The sequence below is a fragment of the Cyclobacterium sp. 10D3-21 genome (assembly GCF_055809755.1).
Genome location: NZ_CM147924.1, coordinates 3,060,097 through 3,083,676 on the forward strand (window position 1 = coordinate 3,060,097; position 23,580 = coordinate 3,083,676).

Annotated in this window: 10 protein-coding genes; 9 read left to right on the forward strand and 1 reads right to left on the reverse strand. The window is 39.2% G+C overall.

Annotation, left to right across the window (positions count from 1 at the left end; all coding sequences use genetic code 11):
• Positions 1–26: 26 nt before the first annotated feature.
• Together AC0L7T_RS12325 and AC0L7T_RS12330 are read left to right on the forward strand one after the other, a co-directional pair.
• A complete protein-coding gene (locus AC0L7T_RS12325) occupies positions 27–3,278 on the forward strand; it encodes a SusC/RagA family TonB-linked outer membrane protein (RefSeq protein WP_473342940.1) in 3,252 nt (1,083 codons plus the stop codon).
• A gap of 18 nt (positions 3,279–3,296) precedes the next feature.
• Positions 3,297–4,910, forward strand: coding sequence for a RagB/SusD family nutrient uptake outer membrane protein (locus tag AC0L7T_RS12330; protein ID WP_473342941.1), 1,614 nt, complete (start codon positions 3,297–3,299; stop codon positions 4,908–4,910).
• 177 nt (positions 4,911–5,087) lie between these two features.
• On the opposite strand, the gene AC0L7T_RS12335 is transcribed toward AC0L7T_RS12330, so the two are convergent.
• Positions 5,088–9,029 carry a heparinase II/III family protein gene (locus AC0L7T_RS12335; protein WP_473342942.1) on the reverse strand — a complete coding sequence of 1,314 codons (3,942 nt, stop codon included), beginning with the start codon at positions 9,027–9,029 and terminating at the stop codon, positions 5,088–5,090.
• 612 nt (positions 9,030–9,641) lie between these two features.
• Here AC0L7T_RS12335 and AC0L7T_RS12340 point away from each other — a divergent pair.
• From AC0L7T_RS12340 to AC0L7T_RS12370, 7 genes are all read left to right on the forward strand, one after another.
• Positions 9,642–12,788 carry a SusC/RagA family TonB-linked outer membrane protein gene (locus AC0L7T_RS12340; protein WP_473342943.1) on the forward strand — a complete coding sequence of 1,049 codons (3,147 nt, stop codon included), beginning with the start codon at positions 9,642–9,644 and terminating at the stop codon, positions 12,786–12,788.
• A gap of 5 nt (positions 12,789–12,793) precedes the next feature.
• Positions 12,794–14,332, forward strand: coding sequence for a RagB/SusD family nutrient uptake outer membrane protein (locus tag AC0L7T_RS12345; protein ID WP_473342944.1), 1,539 nt, complete (start codon positions 12,794–12,796; stop codon positions 14,330–14,332).
• A gap of 193 nt (positions 14,333–14,525) precedes the next feature.
• The gene (locus tag AC0L7T_RS12350) at positions 14,526–17,792 is read left to right on the forward strand and encodes a DUF1553 domain-containing protein (protein ID WP_473342945.1); all 3,267 of its coding nucleotides are present in this window, start codon (positions 14,526–14,528) and stop codon (positions 17,790–17,792) included.
• A 67-nt stretch (positions 17,793–17,859) separates the two neighbouring features.
• A complete protein-coding gene (locus tag AC0L7T_RS12355) occupies positions 17,860–19,305 on the forward strand; it encodes a DUF1501 domain-containing protein (protein WP_473342946.1) in 1,446 nt (481 codons plus the stop codon).
• Positions 19,306–19,357: 52 nt separating this feature from the next.
• Positions 19,358–20,635, forward strand: a complete 1,278-nt coding sequence (locus AC0L7T_RS12360) for a Gfo/Idh/MocA family protein (RefSeq protein WP_473342947.1) — start codon at positions 19,358–19,360, stop codon at positions 20,633–20,635.
• 671 nt (positions 20,636–21,306) lie between these two features.
• Positions 21,307–22,314 (forward strand): Gfo/Idh/MocA family protein, encoded by a 1,008-nt coding sequence (locus AC0L7T_RS12365; protein ID WP_473342948.1) that lies wholly within the window; start codon positions 21,307–21,309, stop codon positions 22,312–22,314.
• A 14-nt stretch (positions 22,315–22,328) separates the two neighbouring features.
• Positions 22,329–23,360 (forward strand): Gfo/Idh/MocA family protein, encoded by a 1,032-nt coding sequence (locus tag AC0L7T_RS12370; RefSeq protein ID WP_473342949.1) that lies wholly within the window; start codon positions 22,329–22,331, stop codon positions 23,358–23,360.
• The last annotated feature ends 220 nt before the right edge of the window (positions 23,361–23,580 follow it).

Below are 23,580 nucleotides of genomic sequence, written 5' to 3' on the forward strand. Positions count from 1 at the left end.
TGAATTACATTTAACCATTGCAAATTATGAAAAAAAATTTACTCATCCTTTTTATGAGGATTACTATGCGGATATTTTCCATTGGATGTCTATTTTACCTTGGTTTAGGGGTAGGTTGGGCATATAATTCAGATGCCCAAATAATGAAAGAAACCAAAGTAAGCCTTTCTGCGGAAACAGAAACTTTGGTCGACATTTTCAAACAGATTGAAAAACAAAGTGATTTCAACTTTGTCTATGAAAATGCACTTCAAAAAGATTTGGTTTTAAATATTGGTTTGAACAATTCAGATGTAGAGACTATTCTTGAAGAAATTTCAAGAAAAAGTAATCTTGTATTCAAGCAAATCAATCACACAATTACGGTCGCTGAAAAAAATCCACCTGTCAAAACGAATGCGCCTCCAGTTTTTCTAAAATTGGTAACCGGAACAATCGTAGACGAAAATGGCAATCCTATACCTGGCGCTACTATATTAGTAGAAGGCACAACAACGGGTACGGCAACAGACCTGGATGGGAATTTTTCAATCGACGCACCAGCTGGTGCAGTCTTGGTAATTTCCTTTATCGGTTATGAGTCGGTAAAAGTTGACGTTGGGAATCAAACCAAGATAAACGTTACTTTATCAGAAGACGAATCTTCATTGGATGAGTTTGTTGTTGTAGGTTATGGGTCAGTAGAAAGAAGAGAAATAACTGGATCTATTGCCTCCATTAGCAGACAGGACATTGTGAGTGAGCCTACTTACTCCTTTGAGAGTTTACTTCAGGGTAGAGCTGCAGGAGTAGATGTAGTTGCTGATAGTTACAGACCTGGTGCTGGAGCTACAGTAAGAATTCGTGGTGCAAGATCATTGGTTGCAGGTAATGATCCATTGATCGTTATGGATGGTATTCCAATTGCTGGAAATCTAATGGACATTAATCCATCAGATATTGAATCTATTGAAATACTAAAAGATGCTTCAGCAACAGCAATTTATGGTTCAAGAGGATCCAATGGAGTAATACTAATTACTACAAGAAGAGGATACTCAGGAGGAACTCAGATTGAGTACAGTGCTTTTGCAGGTATCCAAAACATATCCAATAAAGTGGATTTGATGGATGCAGAGACATTTACTGAAATGCAAAGAGATGCTGCCAGACAGCAGGGATCTTATACAACAGATGAAGCTTTATTTCTTGATTGGGAGTTAGAAGGAATTCAAAATGGCGTAGATACCGATTGGCAAGAAGCAGCCTTTAAAACAGGTTTTCAACAAAACCATCAATTAAGTGTTAGAGGTGGTACTGAGGATACAAAATATGCATTGTCCGGAACCTATCTTGACCACAAGTCGATTGTCTCCAACAATGATTTTTCTCGTTTTGTAGGTAGATTAAATTTAGACCAGGAAATAAGCAGTCGCTTCAAGGCTGGAGTTTCGGCTCAGGTGACAACCAGTGAAGAATACCAAGGAGGTAATTTCAGAGACCTTATTCTAAGAAGTCCTTTGGATTGGCCTGAAAGAGCTGAAGGAGCCCTTTCAAGTGAATTTGCTGTAGGTGAGAGTTTTCCAACCCTGGCATTGGATCGGGATTTATACATTGATAGAAGAGACCGAACCCGGATAATCACAAATGTTTATGCAGAAGCTAAAATAATTGATGGTTTGACCTACAGGTTTAATTTTGCTCCTGACCTTACTTATTATGATAGAGGAACACACCAATGGCAAACTTCTACTGCTAGTGTTTCCAATAGTAAGACCAGCAACATTCTTTATGAAAACATTGTCAACTATTCAAAAGACATAAACACTGATCATAAAATTCGTGCAACTGGTCTTTATAGTGTGCAGAATCTAAGAGAATTGGGTACAGGTGTTTCTGTAAGGGGATTGCCTTTCGAACAACAACGTTACCATAATATTGGGACTGCAGAGGAAACAACCTCAAGAAGCTCTTATTTGAATGAATGGGCCCTTGAATCCTATATGCTTCGTTTGAATTACTCAATGAAGGATAAATATATTGTAACCATGACTGGTAGGGTAGATGGCTCATCTAGATTGGCTGAAGGCAATAAATATGGTCTATTTCCATCTATGGCTTTAGCTTGGTTGTTGGATAAAGAGGATTTTATGTCCAATAACTCAATGTTTGATGAATTAAAATTACGTGCCAGTTACGGTGACGTAGGAAATACAGGGATTAGCCCTTACCAAACTCAGGGAAGAGTGCAAAGAGTAGGTTATGCTTTTGGTGACCAATCGGTTTTCGGTTTTCAAAGTGCTGAATTGGCAAATTCGGAGCTGAAATGGGAAAGAACAAGACAAATTGATATTGGAGTTGATTTCTCCCTTTGGAATAGCAGAGTGATGGGTACTGTTGGGGTATACCAACAAAGAACCATTGATCTACTTATGAACAGACAATTGCCTCCAACTTCAGGTTTTGCAAGTACATTGGAAAATGTTGGTGCAACCAGAAACAGAGGGTTTGAATTTAATGTGTCCATAGTTAATGTGGAAGCCAAAAGACCAGGTGGTTTTAGATGGACTACAGATTTGGTTTTCCATGCCAATAAAAATGAAATTACAGAGTTATATGGCGGCAAAGAGGATGATCCAGGTAACCTATGGTTTATCGGACAGCCAATTAACGTTTATTATGATTGGGAATTCGTTGGTATCTGGCAGGAGTCAGAGCGAGATCTTGCAAATTCATATGGTGCCAATCCTGGTGACATGAAATTGAATGATCTTAACAATGATGGTAAAATTGGTGCTGATGACAGAATGCTTTTGGGCTCTGATGTTCCAAGTTGGACGGGTAGTTTAAATAACAGAATTACTTATAACAATTTTGATTTTGCGTTTTTTATCTATACTACTCAAGGAATCAATATTTTCAGTGAGGCAGGAGGGACTTCCCTTGGAGGTATGATAAACCTTAGAAGGGGTTATAACCTAAACTCTAGAGATGTGGATTACTGGACTCCAGACAATCCAAGTGAGGAATATCCTCAGCCTAGGGTTCGTGGTCATGATTATTCTACTCCTATGGGTTATTTTGATGCAAGTTTTGTCAGAGTGAGAAACATCACGATGGGATATAGTCTACCAGATAAAGTTTTGGATAGATTGGGCTTGAGAAAATCCAGAATCTATACTGGTGTTCAAAATCCTTTTACTTTCACTCAGTTTCCTGGATTGGATCCTGAAGGGGCTAGGGATCACGATATGCCTAATTACAGAACCTATTTGTTAGGTATTGAACTTGGATTTTAAAAAACTAATGTCAAAAAGATGAAATCTACAATAAAATATATACTTGGATTGGCTGTCTTTAGTACTTGCATAAGTTGTGCAGACTTGACAGAAAATATGATTACAGATACAGTTGCTGATGTGCAATTTTCCACAGCTGTGGGATTGGATGAAGCATTGGTAGGTGCCTATGTACCTTTAAGGTGGTATTATGGAAGAGAGCCTGGACTATTGATGAATCTTTTCGGAACAGATTTGTTCAAGGAAGGACAAAGTTATAACTCCGAATGGGACAATTATGGACCAGGTTTAAATGCTTCAACCGTGCTTTCACCTGCTGGTGACGTTTTGGTTTGGGAACATTTTTACAAAGGTATCAATTATGCCAATACTGTTATTTCAAGAGCTGATGGAATAGAAGGGCTGAATGAGACTACCAAATTGGAAAAGATAGCCGAAGCAAAGTTTCTACGTGCGCATTATTATTTTGTATTGGTTCAGCATTTTGGTCCTATACACCTGACTTTGGAAGAAACGAAAGGTGTAGAACTGGAAGCATTCAGAACTTCTGAAGAAGAGGTTTATGCCGCTATTGTCGCAGATTTGGAATATGCAATGGAACACCTTCCTATGGAACAAGTTCAGTACGGAAGGCCTACTAATGATGCTGCTACCAACCAATTGGCAAAGGTATACCTTACCATGGGTAACTGGGCAAAGGCTTCAGAACTTGCGATTAAAGTAATTGAAGGAGGAAGACATCAGCTATTGGATAACTATGCTGATATTTTCGATCCGTTTAACCAAAGACATTCAGAGGTAATCTGGTCTGTTCAATGGGGTGACAATACAGAAGTAAACAACCCTGGAAATGAACTTCAACGATTCCTTGGTCCAAGACAATGGTTGCTCCCAGGTTTAATTGGGGATGATATGTACCATGTTGGTATCGCACGTTTCTGGCCAACTGATTTTACGCTAACTACATTGTTTGGAAATGACTATAGAAATGGAGGATTACATATCCGAAACGATTCTAGATATAGCGTTACCTTCAAAGAAGCTTGGCTGTACAATGATGAAGCCAATGTGCCTGCAGGATTCTCTATAGGAGATACCGCAGCTTGGTTTACAAACGATCCGATTAGACAAGAATTTTCTGAAGAGGAAATAGCGAATGCACCTTATCGATTGGTTATTGTGAAAGACAGAAATGATGTATTTTCTCCTACCGTACAAAAACACCGTTATCCTTATGAAAGAAATAATGGAAGGGATTATATGTACATGCGATTGGGAGAAACTTACCTTATTGCTGCTGAAGCTTTAATGATGCAAGGTAAATTGGATGAAGCAGTAACTTATTTCAATACGCTTAGGAAAAGAGCTGAATTTCCTGGTGGAGAGGAAATTCCTTTGATTACTGCCTCTGAGTTGGACATTGACATGATCCTTGACGAAAGAGGAAGAGAGTTGGCTGGAGAATTGCATAGATGGACTGATTTGAAAAGAACAGGAAAACTGTTGGAGAGAGTTAAAATGTACAATCCAAATGGTGGCCCTAATATTCAGGAATACCATACACTTCGACCTATTCCTCAGAGCCAGATTGATAGAACTAAAAATGATTTCCCACAAAATCCGGGATATTAATTCAATACTCGCTATAAATCTCGATCTATTGATTGTGTAGCAATGGTATTTTAGATTATACTAATTTCCCCCGACTTTCAAAGGTCGGGGGATTTTTTTGTTTAGGACTATAGAGTTTAATCCGAAATAGGCATTGATCTTCCGTTACGTAATGGCTACAGCATTAATAAGGTTTACCTACTCTAACTCATAGCTTATGCTTTCTTTTTCTCCATTATTGATTATCTCTAAGGTGACTTTCTTACTACCAATTTTAGTTTTAGAGGCTATTTTAACAACCACATCAGAAGGGGTTGTTCCTTTAAAAGGTTCAAGACTTGTAACGAACCTCATGCCTTTTCCCTTACCATTCCAATCTTTCTGAAAAGAAAATGCAGGCCTTGGCTCCTTCTTAGTATAGATAAAGGATACCTGACCTTCCATTGGGTTTAGCTTTAGCGCTTCGGTCTCCTGCGCTTTGATTGAAAGGTTATAGCCCTCATCAAATAAGGTTTTAACAGCAAGCTGTTTCTCATCCAATTCCACCTTTCCGGGAGTGAGCTGGAAATTCAGGTCAAGAATACCTTGGTCATCCCCTATAGCTTCATCAATAATGATGAATAATGATTTGTTATAAAAAATCACGGCCCTTCTATGCGCCATTCCTTCATAATTCTGATTTTCCACCACCAGAATATCATGTTTTTCTCCGGGCTGCCAAAGGAGTAGTTTTGGAGCATAGGCAATGTTTTCCCCGTTCAGGGTGAGGGTTTGGTGAACTTTGCTTTGCCTGAACCAAGCCCTACCTTCAGGATCGCCACTATAGATAAAGCTCCCTGAATCTGGTGTGAGGTTTCTTCCGCCTGCATAAAGCGCAAAGGTGCCATTGTCAGGCTGACTATGTCCACCACCATCTGGGCCACATTTTAATACCAAAGAAAGGGCAGAAGGATCCCAGCTGCTTCTCATGGAGTACAATCCACTTTGGGGGAAAGCAAATGCTGTCTGTTCGGGTTTGATGCCTTTTTCTCCTTCAGTACCCACATACAGAAAATCAGGTCTGTCAAAAAGCGCTGCCCAGGTTTGTAGTTTTTCATAATGCTGTCCAGGGTTACCTGTCCATGCATCTCCAAACTGAGGCGAAGTACCATCTGGAAATGCAAGTTTCATGGGTACTTCTGCCATTTTTTCGATCAAGCTTAGGTAATCTTCCGAAAAGCGATTTTCCATTCCATTCATTTGAGCAAGTTCATAAGTCCTTAAAAACCAACTAATACTCCCCATATGATAACCAAAAGCCAGTTCCCTTTGGTGGCCATCAGGATAGACTTGTTCATGTATTTCATTGTTAAACCGCTTTATAGCTTCATCCAACCATTGGTCTGACGCCTTGAATTCAGGGAAAGTCATGGCAATAAAAGCCATTCCTTCGGCTTCCATAAGGGCCCAGTTGCTCCCAGAGCTGTATTTAGTCATCAGAAATTCGCTATGGTCATAAACACTGCTTAAAAAGAATACCAGAGCTTCGGGACTGAAATTTGGTGAATGAAGAAAATAGTTAAATACCTGGGTCCACCTGTTGCCTCGAATACCAGCTTCAATGGATCTCCAGGCTAATGGGTGATCCATGTCTCTGGGGTTTTTAATCACCCAATCCATAATTTGTTTGTTCCACTCGATGGCATATCTTTCATCGTGATTTTCTTTGTAAACCTTGCCCATGCTTTGCCAGAATACCATTCTGTTTAGTTGCCAAACCCATTCTTTGTCCTTCACAGGCTGACTCTCCCAATTAATATCCCATCCTACAAATTGAGAGGGGTAAGCGGGTTGACCAACCATTACATGATTCAAGGCATTTTCAGCATGAATAATGTCTTTTTGGGAGGGATTTCCGGAATAATTGTCATTGTCTGAGGGATGTTTTATACTTGTTCTATTCTGAAAATAATTAAGTAAATAACGTGCCGCAAGTAATGGATTGTTACGCTGCGCTTTTACTTCATCAGGTAAATTAAGGTTTTGAGCTACTTTATTCCATTTCTCAAGGAAAAGGTCGTTAGGAACGGTGGCTGTATTACTCCATTTATTGTGTTGCAGCAAATTATAAGTCCATAATTCTTCAGAATTTTCCGGGTAATTTATACCCAATGCTCCATTGTTGCGGATAAGGTTATCATTGATTGTTAATTGACGATTACCTTTGTTTAGTTGTTCTAAAAACAATCCGTTCCGATCATTTCCCTCCAATAGGTTTTCTGTAATCGCTATCGCTTGAGATTCATTGATCTGAATGCCATCCAATTTGTTCCTACTGCTTTCATTGTTTGCTATGGTAATACTTTCACATAGACTGGCCAAAATTCCTGAACCCCAAGGTGAATTGCTAAACCTACTCTCTTTAATGGCAATGTTGGTGGAACGGAACAGGTGCAGGTTATGATGCAGGCCTTTTCCAGGTACTACGTTGGAGCCATTTTCACTAAAATCACAATTAATGATACTAATGTTGGTAACTCCTCGCAGCGAAACCCCATTTTTGGTAAAATTTCTTACTGTGAGGTTTTCAAGTTGAATATTTCGGATTTGGTTTGGTAAATCAGCGGCTAAAACCAAGCCTTCTCTTCTAGGAGCTGATTGTCTTGCACGAGATCTTCTGCCTTGGTTTGGGTCATATTCTGCTTCGGCACTTGTTCTACCTTCAATTACAAAATTTTTTAAAGTGATGTTTTCAGTTTCAGGATTTTGGTTTCCTATGGTTAGGCCACTTGCCTTTTCGTCGAGTAATAGAATGGTAGACAAACCAAAACCTTCCAAATGAGTGTTATCAGGTAACCTCAGGGTTTCCTTTAGCACATGTTGGCCTTTTGCCAATAAAATCTTTTTTCCAGATTCACTTCCCTTTTCAATGGCTTTTTGGATGGATTGACCTGGATTTACCTTTATAAATTCATCTTCATTTAATTGAGCTAATTTATTACTTGCACCAGTTTGTACTCTGGCATTTCCTAGAATATCATTGACATTTTTGGAAATTGGTGATTGTTGAACTGGTGCCCTTTGCGCTTCTAAAAACCCCCAGGTTGAGCTTGACCTTGTAAAAGCAAGCGTCTTTTTGGTGTAAGGCATATTGACTTGCTTCACTTTGGAGTAATGGGCGTAAACAGACTCGTAAATATCTCTAAATTCCCCACGGCCTCTTTGTGAAATAACTCCATAAACAGGTACCTCCTCACCAAGCATAAACTTGGCCGTATATTCAAAGCCCAGCGCAAGTCGGTTGTCTGCAACAGTATAGAAATCTACCCCTTGGGTCCAGGCTATTTGAGCAGCTTTTGCAAATTCACCTAGTCCTAATTGTACATGTGGCCAGTCTCGGGTGGTTTCCTGAATTTGACCATTGGGGTAGATGTATTTGGTAATTCCTCCGTTATTCGGCCCCCAAAAATACCTGTCCATAGCTCTTCTAAAAATATCTGGTCGGTCTGTGAATATACCTATACCTAGCATGGTATTGATCATGGCAGCATCCCAATTGCCATTGGCCTCTGTGAAGAAATCCTTGATATACGGATAGAAGACAGTAAGCATTACTTGCTCAAATTCTTCAATTTTTTTTTGATCCCAGCCGGATTGGCTGTAACGCAATATCTCTGCTGCGTTAAGAAAATACTGACCCGTCAATGCGGCGATCAACTTTGCATCATTGTCATCAAAATCCCATAGTTGGCCAGACCATGCATTGATGATTTCAATGGCTTTTGTAGCATGTGAATTTTCTTCTGTGATGTACCATAGCAATGCCTGTCTGTAAGCTTCTTTAGCACTTGCAGAGAGTTCTCTATGTCCTTGACCTTGCCGTCCGTAGGAACCCCTGACCACATGGGTAAAAGCCTGAACTTTAAAATCATTTTCAGATTCTTCCTTTAAATTTTCGAAGGAAGTTTTCCAGGGTTCTATTCCTTGCTGGATTTGGGATTTCATATAATCCAAATCAGCTTTATTTTGCAAAATTCCCGGATGGACAAAAGAAGTGGGGTATACTATATCAGAATGGCTTTTAGTAGCCTGTGCCAGACTATAAAAACCGGTGAGCAATGAAATGGCAAAAAAGGCTATTGATAGATGAGCTGGTTTCATAAGTTATTTTGAGCTGTGTTCAAGAAATGAAAATATACGGGTATACCATCAAAAATGAAAGCTTTAAAGGGATGGGTGATGCAAGTGAACAAGTATTGTTAATGATTTTTGATCCATTTTGAAGAGATTTCAGCACGTAATAGAGTGTCTATTGCTTATTTAGGGTTTAAGCATCCATTTGCCAAGTTTTCAATCTGTGGGTATTAATACTTGTTTTTTTTGGTGGCTAGAATGTGAGGTAGAAAACAGGAAGTAGGTAGAAGTTCACCGTTTTCACTGAAAGTGCACTTTGATTTTTTAATAGGAGAGAGGTCTTTCCTTTTAACAAGGACTTTTGAACCCTTTAGGTTTATGGATCAAAGCCATAGCATTGGCGATATGAAAAAATAACTTCTAATATTTAATTGTAATTTATAGTGATTATTTGTTTTAAATGGTAGACTTTAATCCATTTTATTGTTAATATTAATTTTTAATTATATATCTAATAATTTAAATTAACTATAATTTTCTTAAACGATTAAAATCTTACATATGAAGTGACTTATTCCTACATTTTGTCATTATTTATTTTCATTATCTATGATTAATTTAATTTAAAACCTCAAATCAATGAAGAAATCATTACTTGTTAGAAGTAGGGTTTACTTACCCTATACCAGACGGGCTTTTTCAAGCCTTCTTATTATGATAATATTTCTATTTTCACCAGTTTTCGGGTACGGTAACACCAATTTAGTTAAACCCAATTATGCGAATGAAAACTCGTTGAGAGCAGAAGTTAAGGGCACTGTAGTAGATGAAAATGGGGAACCCATTCCAGGCGTTACAGTTTCGGTACCAGGTACAGGCATAGGTACAGCCACAGATTTAGATGGAAAATACACTTTAAATGTAGATGAAGGCGCAACCCTTGTATTTTCATTTATAGGTTTTGTTTCCCAAAGAATTCAGGTTTCAGACCAAAGCATTGTAAACATTACTTTGCTGGAGGATACCTCATCTCTTGATGAGGTAGTGGTAGTAGGATATGGTACTCAAAAGAGAGAAAACCTAACGGGTGCCGTTTCTTCTGTTAATTTTGATGAGGAGCTTCAGAACAGGCCGCTTACAAATGCTTCTCAGGCATTGAGTGGACAGGTGCCAGGTGTTTGGATCAGTCAAAACTCAGGAAAACCAGGTAGTGATGGTGCCCAGATTCGTGTAAGAGGATGGGGTACTTTAAACAATTCAAATCCACTTATACTTGTGGATGGTGTAGAAGCTTCTATTAATGAGATCAATCCCAATGATATCGAAAGCATGACGGTATTGAAGGATGCTGCAAGTTCTGCCATTTATGGGTCTAGAGCAGCAAATGGTGTGGTTTTAATTACACTAAAATCAGGAAAATTTGGAGAAAGAACCAGTATTAATATTGGAAGTTATGTTGGACAGCAAAGCCTGGGAAGACGTTATAACATTATAGAAAACAGTGCAGAGTACATGGGAATGTGGAATCAAGCCTTAGCCAATCAAGGAGGTAGCGCTTTGTTTCCAGAGTCAGTTATTAATGAGTTTAGAAATAATAATGATCCCTATGTTTATCCAAATACCAATTTCTTTGATGAAGTGTTTAGAAAGGCCCCTATTACAGAACACAATGTATCCGTAAAAGGTGGCTCGGAGATGACCAAGTTTTATGTATCCATGAATTATCTGAATCAGGACGGGATCATGCTCAATTCCAATTCAAGTAGATATGGACTTACTTTAAACCTGGAATCTAAAATAAAAGATTGGATAACCATCGGTGGCCGGATTAATGGTATCAAAAAATCTTCTGAAGAACCATTTAACCTTGGGCGAATGATGTATATTTTCGCCAATGGGGGATATCCTTTTACAGCGCCTTATACTGAAGATGGTAGATTTGGTTCTGTTCAGGCAATTAACAGCAGTGGAAATACAATTGTTGGCAATAGAAATCCATTAATAGAAACAGCCAATGGGCTTTCTCTTACAGAAAACAATTTTTTTAAAATGAATGTTTTTGCAGACATTGATTTCACCGATTACTTGACTTTGAAGGCCAATTTTACTTCACAGTACAATAGTAATTTGAGAGACCGACACAACAATTTGGTTTATGGATATACCAATACAGGGGTAGAAGGAAAAAACCTGGATTACCTTACCATTTTGGAGGCTAGTAGAGAGAATGTTCAAAGCAATTATAACACCTTATTCTCTACCTTGAACTTTAACAAAACCTTTAATGAAATTCATAATATCTCTGCCATTGCTGGTATTCAAATAGAGAGTACTGTAATCAAAGACGTATATGGTAGAAGGTCAGACCCACCAAAAGAGGGGATGATTCAGGTAGATGCAGGAACCGCAGGTTTTCAAGCCAATGGAAACATGAGTGAACTCAGAATGATGTCTTATTTTGGTCGTGTAAATTATGCCTTATCAGACAAGTACCTTTTTGAAATGAACCTTAGAGCGGATGGTAGTTCCAGGTTTAAAGAAGACTATCGATGGGGTGTGTTTCCAGCATTTTCAGCAGGTTGGAGACTTGGCGAAGAAGCCTTTATGAAAAGCCAAAATTTAATATCAGACCTTAAAATACGCGCATCCTGGGGGCAACTGGGAAATCAGAATATCAATTCCTACTGGCCATACCTAGCTGTAGTAAATCAAACCAATGGACTTAGCTACAATTTTTCAGGAAGTTTTGCGCCTGGAGCGGGCATTACTGCTCTAGTGGATGAGAGCATTGGATGGGAAACTTCCGTAACCACAGATTTGGGAATTGAATTTGGTTTATTGAACAATAGGATTTTCGTGGAAGCAGATTATTTCAGGAAAACGACAAATGATATTATTGTCCAATTGCCTATTCCATCAATTCTTGGCGGGGTAAGTGCTCCCTTTGAAAATGTTGGAGAAATGACCAACAATGGCTTTGAGTTTAACATCAATTACTCAAAATTGGCTAAAGACAGAGATGATGTAGGTTACAATATTGGCGTCAACATGACCTATATCGCAAATCAGGTAACCAAATTCAGAGAAAATTCACCAGATCAATTGTACCTGATTCGCGAAGGGTTTTCCTACCGTGAATTGTATGGTTATAAAGCCATAGGGATTTACCAAACTGACCAGGAAGCATCAGAACACATGTCTGCCAATGGATATGTTCCACAAGCAGGTGAATTGAAATATGAAGATGTTAACAATGATGGTCGTCTGGGTTTTGAGGATAAAATGGCTTTGGGGAATACCATCCCTAAATACACTTTTGGTATTACACCAAGTGTTAATTATAAAGGTTTTGATTTAAGTACTGTGATCATGGGAATAGCTGGGGCAAATGTTTATACCCAGAATGCCTGGACCCAACCTTTGGGAATTTCCGGAGGAACAATCACTGAAAAATGGAGAGATGCCTGGACGGTTGACAATAAAAGTACAACAGTACCAAGGATTTCAATAAGTGATACATGGAGAAGTGAAGCATCCTCTTATTGGGTAAGCGACATTTCATTTGTTAAGCTCAGAAATATCCAATTAGGTTATACTTTCTCTTCTGCATTAACAGAAAGACTTGGACTTCAAAAACTATATGTTTATGGGAATGCCCAAAATATAGGTTCATTAGTATCCAAAGACTATGAGGGATTTGACCCCGAAAGAAACACGTTTGATTCGGGGGATAATTTTTATCCTTTACCAAAAATTCTTTCCCTTGGTGTCAATATTAATCTATAAGCATTATGAAAACGATAAAGATATTTAAAATAAATTATGTAGTCCTGGGCATGCTTCTTTTTAGTAGCTGTGGTGAGGAATTTCTTGCAGTATATCCTACAGACAGGATTACAACGGTTTCATTTTGGCAAAATGAAAATGATGTTAAATTGGCTTTAAATGGTATCTATAGTGTTTTGAAACATAGAGGAGTATATGGTTCAGGGCCGACTTTTGATGCCATCACACCTTATGCTTACCAGTGGGCACACTGGAATGGTTTGGAAAAGCAAATTGGTAACGGTTCAATTACAGCAAGTACTACAGGCGGTTTAGTAGATGAGCGATGGACGATGTGCTATAGGATCATTAATTTCTCCAATGATTTTATTGCCAATTTAGAAAATGTTGATCTTCCTGCAGATAAAAAAGCCACCTATTTGGGGGAGGTACATTTTCTCAGAGGGATTGCTTATGCATTATTAGCGGATGCTTATGGTGGTGTGCCCATCATATTAACCAAGTTAAATACTCAGGAAGTAACCGAACTAAGTAGAAATACCCTGGAAGAGACATGGGCTCAGGCCATTTCAGATTATGATATAGCGATTCAAAATTCAGAACCTGTAAGCTATGAATTGGGTAGGGTTACCAAAGGCGCAGCTTTGGGTATGAAAATGAGGGCTTATTTGTATCAAAATAAATACACCGAGGTCTTGCAGATGATCGAGCAAATTGATGCCTTGGGAATGTATGATTTATTTCCAAGCTATGAAGGACTCTTTAAGTTGGACAATGAGAACAATGAAGAGGTTTTATTTGATATTCAGTACATAGCTGGTGAACAAGGTCAGGGAAATTTCTTTGCATGGCTGGCCCTTCCAGGTGGTGTGGCTGCCGCAGGAGCGAGTGATCCTGCACCTACACAACATATTATAGACGAATATGAAATGATCGATGGTTCAGCCGTTGATCCTAACAATGAGTTTGAGGGAAGGGATCCAAGATTGGATTTCTCAATATTAAGGCCTGGAGCGACCTTTGAGGGTAGGTTATATCCTGAAGATGTGCCTAATCATACCGGTCAGAGGGTAGGATTTGGATTACGGAAAAATGTAGGTGAGGGAATAGCCCTACTTAGCCCCAGGGTTTCTCCATTGAATTTTATCGTACTGCGATATGCTGATGTGTTATTGGCAAAGGCTGAGGCGCTTATTGAGACCAATCAAAATATACCTGAAGCCATTGGCATTATCAATAGAATAAGAACAGAACGAACCGATGTAACAATTACTTCATTGCCAACTGATCTTTCTCAAGAGGCTGCCAGAGAGAAGTTAAGACATGAGCGCGTTGTTGAGTTTTTTGGAGAAGGAATTTTATGGGCTGATATTAAACGATGGAAAATTGGCCAGGACCTTTATCCTGTTGATATCAAGGCTGCTGATGGAGGTTTGATTGAGGTGAAATTTCCAAATGGATACGAAGATAGACACAACCTATTGCCTATTCCTGACAATGAAATTTCTTTCAATAAAAATTTAGAACAAAATCCAGGTTGGTAAATAATTAACCGCTCGGATTTAAACCCGGTAAGTATTAAGATCGATAAATAGCTTATCGGATAACAATTGTCATGACCGGAAGTTTTGTGCATTGTCCTTACAAACACAAATACTTCAGGTCATGACATTTTCATTAAATAATATAAAGGCAATTCGTATATTAGATTGAATAATTTTGCCAATCGTGTCAAAAATGAACAAAGGTCTTATATTAAAAACAGCTATATTTTTAACCATTTTTTTGGTTGTTATTTGGCTTGTCCCATTTAATCAGCCCATTGAGTTTTCGGAGGAAGTGGAAGAACAATTACCAGAAATGGTGGATTTTAACTTGCATATCAAACCCATTTTGTCTGACCGGTGTTTTGCCTGCCATGGGCCGGATGTCAATAAAAGAGAAGCCAATTTAAGATTGGATGTGGAAGCTGATGCACTTGACTTAATTGGTGAGAATAAGGACCATTATGCTTTAGTGCCTGGAAATCCTATGAAGAGTGGAGTTTATCAGCGGATAGTTTCAGAGGAAGCAGACCTAAAAATGCCACCTGCTGAATCCAACTTAAAACTTTCTGAAACGGAGATTGCACTAATTACCCGATGGATCGAACAGGGTGCCAAATACAAACCTCACTGGTCCTTTATTCCCCCTCAAAAAATAAATACTCCCACCCTGGATGATAAAGCCTTGTCATGGGCTGAAAATGAAATAGATCATTTTGTCTATGCTAAAATGCTTACAAAAGGATTGGAACCATCAGAAAAGGCTAGCAAAGAAACCCTGATTAGAAGACTTTCTTTTGATCTAACTGGTTTGCCGCCCTCTATGGATGATGTGGAGGGTTTTATAAACGATAACTCCAATGAAGCTTACCTAAAGTTGGTGGATAAATATTTGGAATCCCCACATTATGGCGAAAGGTTGGCCTCTAAATGGTTGGACCTGGCCAGGTATGCAGATTCAAACGGCTACCAGGATGACGGTATGAGAAATATGTGGCCTTGGAGAGATTGGGTAATAAAAGCATTCAATGAAAACTTGTCCTATGATGATTTCATTCTCTGGCAATTGGCCGGAGACCTATTGCCAAACCCGACCTATGACCAAATTCTCGCAACAGGATTTAACCGCAACCATCCACAGAGCCAGGAAGGAGGGATTATTCCTGAGGAGTATCGTGTAGAATATGTCGCTGACCGTACCAATACCCTTGGTAAAGCATTTTTAGGATTGTCTACAGAGTGTGCTAGATGCCATGACCACAAATATGACCCTATTTCTCAAAAGGAATATTTCCAGTTATATGCATTTTTTAACAATATCAATGAAACGGGTCAAGTGCCTTATGTAGGTGATGCAAGCCCTACCTTGATCCTGAAAGACGATGAAGAGGTGGAGAAAAAAATCGCCTATATCAATGAAGAAATTCGGGAAAAAGAAACAACTATTGATAGTGTTAAAAATCAGGCTTCTAAATCCTTTGAAAGCTGGTTGGCTAGTCTCAATTCTAAATCAACCTCCCAATTTGCATTAAAAGGTCAAATCGGTCATTATCCACTTGATAAACCAATGGATAATAAATTTAAAAACTTAGCCAATAAGACCAAGCCAGCAGACATGGTGGTTATTCAAAAGGACAAGGAGATATTGACTGTGGATGGGAAGTTTGGTAAGGGGATTCAATTGGTTGGAGACAGTTATGTTGACTTGGGTTCTGATATCGCATATTTTGAGCGGAGTGATCCTTTTTCCATCAGTTTGTGGTACAAAGCAATGGAGGACAGTTTAAATGGGCCAATTTTTTCCAAAACAGGTGGTTTTGCAAATGGTTTTAGAGGTTATGAATTGTTAATCAGAGAAGATGGAAGATTGGCAGGATTGATGAGCCATACTTGGCCAGCAAATGCCATAGAAATTCATACTGAAGAGATTGTACCAGTTGGGGAATGGGTACATCTTGCCATGACTTATGATGGATCGAGTAAAGCTGCTGGTTTGGAAATTTATATGAATGGGAAGCCACTCGGACATAAGGTTGTTACCGATCATTTGAAGCAAAGCATATTGGCCTATGGCAAAGAAAAACGAGGCATTGGTCACCCTGGGAATTTACAGATAGGAAAACGAGGGACCAATTTTGCAGAAACATTAGACCATTCTCTTGTAGATGAAATCCGGGTTTTTGACCGAAAACTAACCGCTATCGAAACCCAAATGTTGGCAGGGATCCCAGACCCAATATTGAACAATTTAAAGGAGGGAAACAATGCTGCCTTACAGGACTATTATTTTTCTGTGGTAAATCAACAATACAAAAATCAGGTGAATTCCCTGCATCAACTCCGGAAAAAGGAAAATGCATTAGTTAGTGCCAAGCCTGAAGTCATGGTTATGCGGGAAAGAAGTGAAGAAAGAGGGACTTTTATTCTAGACAGAGGGGTTTATGATGCACCTACTGAGCAGGTTTTTCCTCAGACTCCAGCCGTATTGTTTGCTTTTCCTGAAGAGCTTCCTAAAAATAGGTTGGGATTGGCTAAATGGCTACTGCATAAAGAAAATCCTTTAACGGCCAGAGTAGTGGTCAACCAATACTGGCAGATGCTATTTGGTAAAGGAATAGTGGCAACACCCGATGATTTTGGAAACCAGGGTGAATTTCCCTCTCATCCCGAATTACTGGATTGGCTAGCCGTAAATTTCGTGGAATCAGGATGGGACCTTAAGCAGCTGCTAAAAATGATGGTAAGCTCAGCTACCTATCAGCAATCCTCTACCTTGAAGAATGACGCAAGGGAAAAAGATCCCTCAAATATATGGTTATCAAGAGCCAATGCATCTCGTCTTCCTGCGGAAATGGTTAGGGATCAGGCTTTGGCCTCAAGTGGCATATTGGTACCAAAAATCGGAGGGGAAAGTGTGAAGCCTTACCAACCCAAGGGACTTTGGAGGGAGTTAACTGCTGAATATGCAAATGAATACATTGAAGATACAGGAGACAATTTGTACAGAAGAAGTCTTTATACCATATGGAAACGAAGTGCACCTCCTCCGGCGATGATTAATTTTGATGCTTCAGATAAATATGTTTGTATCATCAAAAGACAAAATACCAATACCCCACTGCAGGCGCTGGTGCTTATGAATGACCCTCAGTACATAGAAGCCTCCAGGGTTCTCGCAGAAAAGATGTTAAAAGTTGGTGGAGAAAAAACTTCGGATCAGTTAAAATATGGTTTCAGAGCAATAACGAGTAGGAATCCTGAGCCTAATGAATTGATGATTTTAGAAGAATTGTACCAAAATGAGCTCACTGAATTTCAGAATGTCCCACATGAGGCAGATAGTTTGCTTCAGGTTGGGGAATATGTAAGAGATGAAAGCTTGCCAAAGGAGAAATTGGCAGCCTTTACGCTTGTCAATTCCACTTTAATGAATTATGATGAGGCCATCTACAAAAGATAGGCTGATTTTAAAACGAGTATTTGCTGTGCTGGAAGTGCATGGGATTTAGGAATAATAAATTAAGAAAATGAGTTTATTACATGATCCAAAAATGGATCGCCGTCAGTTTTTAACGAAGACCAGCCTGGGCTTAGGAAGTGTGGCCTTGTCTTCTTTATTGGACCCAGGAAATCTCCTGGCCAATATAGGAGGTAGTAAACAAGCTGGCCTCGGTAGGCTTCCTTTGGTTCCAAAAGCCAAGAGGGTGATCTACCTTTTTCAAAGTGGGGGACCTTCCCAAATGGAACTGTTTGATTATAAACCATTGCTTAATGAGCGCTTTGGTCAGGAGTTACCGGCATCAATCAGGGCAGGACAACGCTTAACGGGTATGACTTCAAGTCAAAATTCCTTCCCTCTTGCCGGCTCAGTTTTTGATTTTGCCCAATATGGGCAAAGCGCCGCCTGGGTAAGTGAATTGATGCCGCACACCGCTAAAATTGTAGATGAATTGTGTTTTGTTAAATCCATGCACACCGAAGCAATAAACCATGACCCTGCCATTACCTTTTTTCAAACAGGATCACAATTAAGTGGTAGACCTTCGATGGGTTCCTGGATAAGTTATGGTTTAGGCAGTGACAATAAGAACCTTCCTGAATTTTGTGTTTTACTTTCGAGAGGCAAGGCTGGAGGACAACCCTTATATGCTAAATTATGGGGGAGTGGGTTTTTACCTTCATTGCATCAGGGGGTCCAGTTTAGATCTGGAAAAGACCCTGTGCTTTATCTGAATAATCCCAATGGGTTAAGCGCTAAGAGTCGAAGAAGAATGTTAGATGCACTGAAAGATCTTCATGATATAAAGTATGACAAGGTAATGGATCCGGAAATTAATTCCAGGATTTCTCAATATGAGATGGCCTACAGAATGCAATCTTCTGTGCCCGACACCATGGATATTTCTAAAGAGCCTGACTATATATATGACATGTACGGTCCTGATTCCAGAAAACCTGGAACCTTTGCTGCCAACTGCCTTTTGGCTAGAAGATTGGCTGAGAAAGATGTCAAGTTTATCCAACTCTACCACCAAGGTTGGGATCAGCATGGAAATTTACCCCGTGACATTAAAATCATGAGTAAAAGTGTGGATCAGGCAGGTGCTGCTTTGGTGATGGATTTAAAACAAAGGGGCTTGCTGGAAGATACCCTGGTAGTTTGGGGAGGTGAATTTGGCCGGACCAATTACTCGCAGGGTAAATTAACACTTGACAATTACGGAAGGGACCATCATCCAAGATGTTTTACCATGTGGATGGCCGGTGGTGGTGTGAAAAAAGGGTACACCCATGGAGAAACATGCGAATTTGGTTACAATATAGTTAAGGATCCGGTTCATGTGCATGATTTTCAGGCGACAATGCTCCACTTGCTAGGGGTGGACCATGAAAAATTAATTTTCAAACACCAAGGGAGGAGATTTAGGCTTACAGATGTAAGTGGGCATGTCGTCCATGATATTATAAGTTAATCCAAAACCCAATCGGTATTTATACATAGAAAATAGATAAACAAACCACCAAATGACAAAAATAGAAAGAAGGTCTTTTATCAAAGGCGCGGCAGCAGTGTCTGCGATTACAATTTTGAAACCAAGTACAGTGTTTGGCACAAAAGCCAATTCTGCTATTCAGCTTGGCATAATCGGTTGTGGAAATAGAGGGACATCTGTAATTACTGCGATGTCAAAACATACCAATGTTAATATCATGGCAATGGCTGATCTGTTTGATGACCAGCTTAAAGTAGCCAAAGAAAAACTGGATGGGCTAAATAAGGATAAGGGATTTGGGAAAATTGATCCAAAAAACATTTATCAGGGATCTAAAGCTTATATGGAGCTTCTCAACAATAAGGATGTGGAAGCGGTATTAATCTCTTCACCAGCCTATACCCATCCTGAATTTGTAGAAGCTGCCATTGCAGCAGGAAAGCATATTTATTGTGAAAAACCTGTAGCGATAGATGTAGCAGGTGTAAAAAGAATAGAAAAAGCTGGCAGTACCATTAATGGAAAATTAAGCATGGTTGTGGGTTTCCAAATCCGACATGCTACTGCTTACCAGGAAATGGTTAAGAGGGTTCAGGAAGGAGCTATTGGGGATGTAGTGAACGCACAATTGTATTACCTGGCATCCGGTCTCCCGTTAAAACCCATAGACAATATGTCTAAATCGGAAGCAATGATTCGAAATCAGTTTCACTTTAGGTCTTTGTCTGGTGGTATTCTTTTGGATCAAGGAATCCATATGCTGGATGTCTGCAGTTGGGCTTTAAATAGAAAACCTTTGACCGCAATGGGATCAGGAGGTAGAGATCATAACAATGCTTTTGGAGATGCCTGGAACAATTATCAAGTGATCTATAAATATCCAGACAATATCAGGGTGAGTTTTCATTCCACTCAATTGGGACCCACTTTCGGTGATGTTTGTGCTCGTTTTATTGGTAGTAAAGGAATAGCAACAGCACATTACAGTGGAGGTGTATTTATAGATGGCGAGAATACCTGGGATTCAGGGGTGATAAGACATGAAAGTGCCAACCAAGACCGAAGTCAACGGGCTGCTGGGGTTTTTACCTCTGCATTACATGATTCCAATGAAAACAAAGTTAAAAGTTTTATAGGTAGTATCAATTCAGGTAAATTCCTTAATGAATCAGCCTCAGGTGCGACCTCTACCTATACCGCAATTTTGGGCAGGATGGCTGCCGAAAAAGGGGATCCTGTTTCCTGGAAATCTATGCAAGATTCTAACGAAAACATAGATCCAAACCTCAATTTACCTCAGTTTGATTGAGGTAAACAATCGCTTTATTAGGGTGTATTGTTGGTCCAACCTTTCAGGTTTCAGCATGCGGTGGCCATGCCATTGTGTGCTGAAATTACCAATACCTGAAACAAACAATAGAAGCACTTTCGCAGGCTTTGGGTTTGAATTTTAAAACCTTTCCTATAACTAAACAAATACCTTATTGATAATCAGTTAGTAAATGTATTTTTTTTCAAGATTTATTCAAAATAGCCAATAGGAGCATCAGGGATTGGTGGATCAAGTTCGGGTTAAAATCATCTTTAAGCAAAACCTATTGTCATTACACATCCTTATTTTGGCACTGAGGCGGAAAAGAGTGATGCTGCCTTGTTTTGGAGAGGTTTAACAGATCTTTTTCTGCTTAAAACCCATCCCAAGTATAGCGAACAGGGGTTTATCATTAATTTAAGTAGACCACAATTGAAAAAGTGTTCAGACAAGAGCGCTTTAATTCAACAGGGCAAGGTTTCACCACTCTTCCACTAATATAACATCTTCACCAAAAAAATATCAAGGAAAAGCTTTCGGCTATCGGCTTTTGTCAAAAATACCTTAATTTTGAAATGGTCAACAATAACGTATTGATTCGTTTGATTTTAATTTAGAAGATTACTGTAATGATTATTATAGTAAATAATTGAGGTAAGATTTAAAGCATGAAAAAATTTAATTCAAGTCAGGTTAATTGGGGTGTGATCGGTGCCGGAAGTGTATGCGAGAAAAAAAGCGCTCCCGCAATGAATAAAATTGAAGGTTCATCTGTAGTAGCCGTGATGCGCAGAAATGCAGAAAAAGCGAAAGATTATGCTGAAAGGCATGGGGTGCCTAAATGGTATGACGATGCAGATGCACTCATTAATGATCCAGAAGTTAATGCTGTTTATATTGCGACGCCACCTGATTCTCATTTAGAACTTACCCGGAAGGCTGCAAATGCAGGTAAACCGGTGTACGTTGAAAAGCCTATGGCTAGAAATCATGCGGAGTGTTTAGAGATGATTAAGATTTGTGAAGAAGCAGGGGTGCCTCTTTTTGTGGCTTATTACCGTAGGACTCTTCCTAATTTTTTGAAAGTAAAAAGCTTATTAGCAGAAGGTGCAATAGGAGAGCCCAGGTATTTAAGCGTGGTCATTAATAAAGCCAACCACCCGGATGTAGAAGAAAATACTGTGGAAAATTGGAGGATAGACCCATCCATTGCAGGGGGAGGATACTTTTATGATTTAGGCTCTCACCAATTGGATTATTTTGATTTTCTTTTTGGACCAATAAAAGAAGTAAATGGTATGGCTGCCAATCAGTCGGGAAAATACCCTGCCGAAGACATTGTTCTGGGTAATTTTTCTTTTGAAAGTGGTGTGTTGGGTACTGGGAATTGGTGCTTTACCACAGGTGAATCTTCCCAAAAGGATGAAATTGTAATCATTGGGAATCAAGGAGAAATAAGGTTTCCTTGCTTTTGGGGAACTTCTGTTACCTTAAAAAGAGATGGCAAAGAGGATGAGATTTTCCAATTTGAAATGCCAGAAAACATTCAGTTTTTTCTAATTAAATCTATAGTGGATGAGTTATTAGAAAGAGGATGGGAATGTCCAAGTACCGGAATTTCCGCTGCCAGAACAAATTGGGCAATGGAGCAAATGACTAAGAATTTTAACAATTAAAAAGACATTATAAAATGACTAAGCAAAAACCATTAGGGTTTGGTATTATAGGGACTGGAGCCATTGCAGGAATGCATGCAGCAGCCATCAATGCTTGTGAAGAAAGTGAACTAGTTGCGGTATTAAGCTCCACAGAAGCACGTGCCAAGCAGGCTTCGGATAAATTTAATGTGCCGGCAGATTATGAAATCGATCAGTTTTTAAGCCGAAAGGATATTGATGTGGTGTGCATTTGTACACACAGCGGTAACCATTTAGAACCGGCTATAGAAGCGGCAAATGCGGGGAAACATATTTTATTGGAAAAACCCATTGAGGTAAGTACCGAGCGAGCTGATTTATTAATAAATGCTTGTGAAAAGGCTGGAGTGAAATTAGGCGTAATATTTCAAAATAGGCTTAAACCAGGATACCTTAAACTAAAAGAGGCAGTAATGGCAGGTAAAATTGGAAAACTCCTTATGGGTACTGCAGCCATAAATTGGTACAGGGATCCTTCCTATTACAGTAGCAGCAGCTGGAAAGGAACAAAAGACGGTGATGGTGGTGCGGCGCTTATTAATCAAGGCGTACATACCATAGACTTGCTTTTGGATATTATGGGAGATGCTGAGGCAGTTTATGGCCAAGTTAGAACCATGGTACATAAAATAGAAGGAGAGGACTTGGCAACTGCTATAGTCAATTTTAAAAATGGCGCATTAGGCAGTATTACTGGGGGAACTTCCTTGTATCCTGGAAACCCTGAACGATTAGAGATTTATGGAGAAAATGGGAATATAATCCTTGAAGGTGGGAAAATTGTAACCTGGAATATTAAAGGAGAAGAAACTGCCGTAATTCCAGGAACAGACATTGGTGGAAGTGGCGCTTCAGATCCTATGGCCATTGATTATAAATTACACCAAGGACAGATCGAAGACATGGTTCTGGCCATTAGAAACAATAGTACTCCTGTAGTTACAGGGCAAGATGCCAAGAAGTCTCTCGCATTAATTTTAGGGATATATCTTTCTTCCCAAGAAAACAAAAAAGTGAATTTGTAAAATACAGTTCTATCCACGAAAACTAAATGACAATAAATTTTTCGAATTTTGGATGGCTTTAAATCTAAAGTTGTCCTGTCAAGGAATTTTGGCTTATTAGTTTTCGTGGTTTAAATGAAGCGATTATCTTTTCTACCATATGTGCTGAATTTGCTCATTCTTCAATATTTTTAAGAATTTCCTCCAGTCGGTATTACATTGGCATGCGCTTGAAATTCAA

What these genes read in the sequence shown, in the direction of transcription:
- AC0L7T_RS12325 (WP_473342940.1), top strand. Translation starts at nt 27, where the DNA reads ATGAAAAAAAATTTACTCATCCTTTTTATGAGGATTACTATGCGGATA.
- AC0L7T_RS12330 (WP_473342941.1), top strand. Translation starts at nt 3,297, where the DNA reads ATGAAATCTACAATAAAATATATACTTGGATTGGCTGTCTTTAGTACT.
- AC0L7T_RS12335 (WP_473342942.1), bottom strand. Translation starts at nt 9,029, where the DNA reads ATGAAACCAGCTCATCTATCAATAGCCTTTTTTGCCATTTCATTGCTC.
- AC0L7T_RS12340 (WP_473342943.1), top strand. Translation starts at nt 9,642, where the DNA reads ATGAAGAAATCATTACTTGTTAGAAGTAGGGTTTACTTACCCTATACC.
- AC0L7T_RS12345 (WP_473342944.1), top strand. Translation starts at nt 12,794, where the DNA reads ATGAAAACGATAAAGATATTTAAAATAAATTATGTAGTCCTGGGCATG.
- AC0L7T_RS12350 (WP_473342945.1), top strand. Translation starts at nt 14,526, where the DNA reads ATGAACAAAGGTCTTATATTAAAAACAGCTATATTTTTAACCATTTTT.
- AC0L7T_RS12355 (WP_473342946.1), top strand. Translation starts at nt 17,860, where the DNA reads ATGAGTTTATTACATGATCCAAAAATGGATCGCCGTCAGTTTTTAACG.
- AC0L7T_RS12360 (WP_473342947.1), top strand. Translation starts at nt 19,358, where the DNA reads ATGACAAAAATAGAAAGAAGGTCTTTTATCAAAGGCGCGGCAGCAGTG.
- AC0L7T_RS12365 (WP_473342948.1), top strand. Translation starts at nt 21,307, where the DNA reads ATGAAAAAATTTAATTCAAGTCAGGTTAATTGGGGTGTGATCGGTGCC.
- AC0L7T_RS12370 (WP_473342949.1), top strand. Translation starts at nt 22,329, where the DNA reads ATGACTAAGCAAAAACCATTAGGGTTTGGTATTATAGGGACTGGAGCC.